The following is a 5,069-nucleotide window of genomic DNA, read 5'->3' on the forward strand; positions in this document are numbered from 1 at the left end:
TACTGCCAGGATAAAGGTTTATCAATCGTGCCCGGCATTAACAACCCAAGTCAGATTGAACAGGGTTTGGAGCTGGGGCTAAATTTTCTTAAATTTTTTCCTGCTGAAGCATCCGGTGGCATTGCAATGTTAAAATCGTTACTCGCCCCGTATGTAGGTCTTAAGCTGATGCCAACAGGAGGTATCAACCTGAGTAATGTAAACAACTATCTGAACATTGAGCGGGTGGTTTGTTGTGGGGGCAGTTGGATGGTACCAGCAAAACTTATTAATGAACAAAACTGGGATGAGATTGGCCGTTTAACGCGCCAAGCAGCTGAGCTTGTAAAGTAAAAACAGAAAATCAAGGCGCTTTGTCTGCAGCGCCTTAACTCTGCTTGCAATTACTTATTTACTTTAACAAAGAGTGATCTGCTGGCAGATGTTTGCTTATCCATAACACTAACTTATGACGGATATTGGCAGCAGTCTCCTGATCTTTTGCTAATGGCGTGACTAGTTTATCCTGCACTAATAGACGATAAATACATTCGTGTTTATCTTTTGCCGATGTCGTTGCATCAAAACCTACATATTGACGTTTAAGCGCATACGCAGATCCAAGCTTTACCGCATGCTGTAATAATTGAGATTCGTTTTTAATTTTTTTCATATTTTCCTCAATTTATAGTTTACTATAAATAGATCATCTTACTGATTTTTATAATATTTATCGTGATCAACGATTAACAATCAGCTATTAAGTAAAGTTAATATGGCGTCTTCATCCATTATATTGATACCAAGTTCCTGCGCCTTTGTAAGTTTTGAACCGGCGGCCTCTCCGGCAACAACAGTACTGGTTTTTTTAGAAACACTGCCAGCCACTTTTGCACCTAAAGCTTGTAAAGCAAGTTTAATATCACTACGAGACATTTTATCGAATGATCCCGTAATCACAAACGTTTGCCCTAATAGAGGTAACTCACTCTCCTTAACCTCTGCAATTTCCTGCCAATGAATTCCTGCCGCAATTAACTTGCTAACAACTTCGATATTATGTGGTTGGCGGAAGAAGTAATAGATATGTTTGGCAACAATTTCGCCTACATCAGAAACACTTTTAAGATCTTCAATACCGGCGCTTTCAATTGCTTCGATTGTTTTGTAGTGACTCGCCAAATTATTTGCAGTTGCTTCACCCACTTCTCGAATACCTAGTGAATATAAAAAACGTGCTAATGTAGTTTTTTTGCTCACTTGCAAACTGTTAATCAGTTTCTTGGCAGAGGTTTCCCCCATTCTCGGCAGCGACGAAACTTGCGCAGTTGTTAAGCTGAACAGTTGCGCCGGATCCTGGATCATTTTCTGATCAACCAATAACTCAACCAGTTTATTACCCAGGCCGTCAATATCTAGCGCTTTACGGGATGCAAAATGTTTAATCGCCTCTTTACGTTGCGCTTCGCAGTATAAACCGCCTGCACACCGCACGGTAGCCTCACCTTCGATTCGTTCAACACTGCTTTGGCAAACAGGACAAACAGTTGGAAATTCAATTTCCCGCGTTGTTTCAGGATCACGTTTATCAGCTAAAACTCGCGCCACTTGCGGGATAACATCCCCTGCCCGGCGAACAACAACCTGGTCGCCAATCAAAATTCCTAAGCGCTCAATTTCATCTTTATTATGCAAGGTTGCATTGGAAACAGTTACGCCACCTACAAAAACAGGTTGCAGTTTAGCAACGGGTGTAATTGCCCCGGTCCGACCTACCTGGAATTCGACATTTTCAACAACAGTTACAGCTTCTTCTGCCGGGAATTTATAAGCGCTAGCCCAACGCGGTGCACGTGCAACAAAACCCAATTTATCCTGCACACTAATATTATCAACTTTATACACTACGCCATCAATCTCATAGGCTAAATTGGGACGTTTTTTCTGAATTGCCTGATAATAAGCCTGGCAATTGTCATTACCTACAACACGTTTTACTTCTTCTGAAACTGGTAACCCCCAGCCTTTTAACTGTTGAATACGTTCAAACTGACTGTCAGGAAAATCACCTGCAAATACACCTACCCCATAACAGTAAAATGCCAAAGGACGGCTGGCAGCCACTTTTGAATCAAGCTGACGTAAACTCCCAGCGGCTGCATTTCGAGGATTCACAAACGGCTTTTCACCGGCTTTAATTAAACCTTCATTTAATTTATTAAAACCCGCTTTTAGCATAAAAACTTCACCGCGCACTTCTAATAACGGCGGGATATTTTCGCCGCGCAGTTTAAGCGGCAGATTAGCAATTGTTTTAACATTTTCAGTTACGTTCTCGCCTGTCTGACCGTCACCACGAGTCGCAGCCTGCACGAGCAGGCCGTTTTCATAAATAATACTCGCCGCTAAACCATCAAGTTTGGGTTCGATACAAAAAGCGGTTTCAGCGTTTGCTGATTTATCGATAGCACGCTGCATAAAATCAGTTAAAGCTTGCGCTTCAAATACGTTATCCAGACTGAGCATTGGTATCCGGTGGGTAACTTGTTCGAATTTGGTGAGCGCAATTCCCCCTACTTTTTGGGTCGGGGAATTAGGTGAAATCAAATCTGGATTTTCTCGCTCCAGTTTTTGTAATTTCTGGAAAATGTGGTCATATTCGCTATCTGATACACTTGGATCATCAAGTACATAATACTGGTAGTTATATTCTTCTAATAATTCACTTAATTCTTTAATCTGAGTTTTTACTGTCATGCTTGTACCAGTTTGGGTATTAGATTTTAATTATAAAAAAGCCTCGTTAAACGAGGCTTTTAATGTTCAGCTCAGTTTACCATACGTTATTAAATATAATGCAATAAACGCTCATGATAATTACGGAACTCTTGTTCGGTTAATGGCTCTCTTTCTGCATTTAAAACTAGGCAGTCAAACTCTTCAGCCATCTGCTCAACTGCAACTAACATCATATCAAATGCTTTTTTAATGTTTATATCATGATTTGGCGCAGTTAAGAAAAATGAGACCCCTTGAGAACGAAATTGTTCCATGTTTTCAGGATCAAATATGCCAGGTGCCATCATATTAGCAATACTGAATAAAATAGGGCCTGTTCCATCGGAGTTCAGGTGGCGGTGAAAAATTGACATTTCCCCAAAGCGAAAGCCTGCTGTTAAGAAAAACTGCAATAATTCATGGCCACGTACATGTGACTCTTCCTTGGCAACAACGTTAAAGATGAAAATATCCTGTGCTTCTTGTACAGGCTTTTTAACTTCAGCTGCCTTTTCAACGTCATCAAGGCCAATAAACGCTTCAATTTCTTCAACGAGCGGCGCTTCTTTTTCTAAATCAACAAGCTCTGTAATTTGTTCATGCTCTGTCAGTATTGGAGTTTCTAAAAAATTGTCTTCGATCCGCTGCAGCTCAACATTCTCTGGCAACTCCTGATGCGAGACATTAGCATCGAAATTTATCTCTTCAATTTTATCTGCTTCTAAAGCAACTAAAAAATCACTGCTTTGATCTTCGCTCTCAGAGCTTGCACGGATAATGCGAACATCACCGACTATACCGTCCTGACTATTTACAGTGGTTTTTTCAGATAAGATATCACCCGCATCAGAATAACTGTCAGTAACAGGTATTCTTTGTTTACGGCTTAATAAATACCCATGAATTAAAACCGCGGCAATAGCGAGTATGCCAATGACAATTAAGATAGGTTGAAAATGCTGCATTGTTGTATCTCTTGATTAACAAAAAATGAAAATGGATCCCAACTGCTTTGGGATATGGTAGATAAACTACCTTGAATAAATGAAAGCGTCTATAACTAGGCTATTTTTTTTTATAAAACTGTTATGCATTTATACAAAGACGATATTTTATACGTATATTTGTTAAATACACGTACAATCATAACCCATCAAATTTTCACAAGAGTTAACTATGTTAAATAATCGACTTATTAAACAGCCACTTTCAGGAATCGGTTACCTGCTCAAAGGGATGAAACTACTTAGTCATCCTAAATTACGGACTTTTGTATTGATTCCTTTATTAATCAATATCTTAATATTTGCGAGTGCATTCTGGTTTCTATTTACATCGATCACCAATTGGATAGATAGTTATATTGCAGGCTTACCTGACTTTTTAAGTTGGTTGTCCTATCTTTTCTGGCCATTTTTAATCGTTTCAATCTTATTTGGCTTTTCATTTTTGTTTTCTACTATTGCCAATTTAATTGCCGCGCCTTTTAATGGTTTACTGGCTGAAAAAACAGAAAATATACTGATTAATGAACAGATAAATGATGATGGCTTTACCGGTTTAATAAAAGATTTACCACGAATCTTTAAACGTGAGCTGCAGAAGCTGGCCTATTTTTTACCGCGAATGTTTCTTTGTGGTATTTTGTTTTTTATTCCCGCATTTGGACAGATTGTTGCCCCCTTTATCTGGTTTGTCTTTGCAGGATGGATGATGGCCGTACAATACGCGGATTTCCCGTTTGATAATCATAAAATACCCTTCAAAACAATGAAAAGTGCATTAAGCAAACGCTTAGGCAAAAACCTTAGCTTTGGCATGGTTATCAGCTTTTTTACCACAGTACCTATTGTGAATTTTATCATTATGCCGGTTGCTGTATGCGGCGCTACGGCGTTTTGGGTGGATGTTTATAAAGAAGAATTAATAAATGGTAATAAACAGATAGAGCAAGAGTAAAAGACTCAATGACTCCACCAGCTCTTAGTGGAGTCATTTTTCATAGCAGAATTTTAAATACCTACCAGTCCCAGCTTATTAAGTAAAAACAACATAGCAAATGTTACCAATAAACCGATAGCACCTATTATCACCCCCACTTTAAGCATCTGCGTATTTTTAATATGCCCGGACGCATAAGCTAATGCATTAGGCGGCGTACTTACCGGTAGTGACATACCTAACGATGCAGAAAATGTTACCGCGAGAATCAGAACTACTTGTCCGCCGTAAGGCAATAATGAATGCATTGATGCACCCAATGCGGCAACCAAGGGTAACAACAGATTTGCGGTGGCCGTATTGGACATAAA

6 protein-coding genes are annotated in these 5,069 nt (G+C 39.4%); 2 read left to right on the plus strand and 4 right to left on the minus strand.

The genetic code is table 11. The features are described 5' to 3' along the window. Positions 1-333 (plus strand): beta/alpha barrel domain-containing protein (locus AC4GME_RS10340; RefSeq protein WP_490379350.1); only part of this gene is annotated, 333 nt, incomplete at its 5' end. A gap of 58 nt (positions 334-391) precedes the next feature. Here the strand turns inward: AC4GME_RS10340 and AC4GME_RS10345 are convergent. The 3 genes from AC4GME_RS10345 to zipA all read right to left on the minus strand — a co-directional run bounded on the left by AC4GME_RS10345 (position 392) and on the right by zipA (position 3,722). Further along, positions 392-652, minus strand: coding sequence for a DUF5062 family protein (locus AC4GME_RS10345; protein WP_490379351.1), 261 nt, complete (start codon positions 650-652; stop codon positions 392-394). 80 nt (positions 653-732) lie between these two features. After that, the gene (ligA, locus tag AC4GME_RS10350) at positions 733-2,736 is read right to left on the minus strand and encodes an NAD-dependent DNA ligase LigA (RefSeq protein ID WP_490377245.1); all 2,004 of its coding nucleotides are present in this window, start codon (positions 2,734-2,736) and stop codon (positions 733-735) included. Positions 2,737-2,825: 89 nt separating this feature from the next. Continuing rightward, positions 2,826-3,722, minus strand: a complete 897-nt coding sequence (gene zipA, locus AC4GME_RS10355) for a cell division protein ZipA (protein ID WP_490377246.1) — start codon at positions 3,720-3,722, stop codon at positions 2,826-2,828. 211 nt (positions 3,723-3,933) lie between these two features. Between zipA and cysZ the strand changes: the two genes are divergently transcribed. Next, on the plus strand, positions 3,934-4,716 hold the full coding sequence (cysZ, locus tag AC4GME_RS10360; protein WP_490379352.1) for a sulfate transporter CysZ: 783 nt from the start codon (positions 3,934-3,936) through the stop codon (positions 4,714-4,716). A gap of 53 nt (positions 4,717-4,769) precedes the next feature. Here the strand turns inward: cysZ and AC4GME_RS10365 are convergent. Beyond that, positions 4,770-5,069: anion permease (locus AC4GME_RS10365; RefSeq protein ID WP_490379353.1), on the minus strand; the 300-nt coding region annotated here is incomplete at its 5' end.

Source organism: Psychromonas sp. (assembly GCF_983033635.1).

Bases quoted from the DNA above. Each gene is read 5' to 3' on its own strand.
- AC4GME_RS10345 (WP_490379351.1), bottom strand. From the start codon at position 652: ATGAAAAAAATTAAAAACGAATCTCAATTATTACAGCATGCGGTAAAG.
- ligA (WP_490377245.1), bottom strand. From the start codon at position 2,736: ATGACAGTAAAAACTCAGATTAAAGAATTAAGTGAATTATTAGAAGAA.
- zipA (WP_490377246.1), bottom strand. From the start codon at position 3,722: ATGCAGCATTTTCAACCTATCTTAATTGTCATTGGCATACTCGCTATT.
- cysZ (WP_490379352.1), top strand. From the start codon at position 3,934: ATGTTAAATAATCGACTTATTAAACAGCCACTTTCAGGAATCGGTTAC.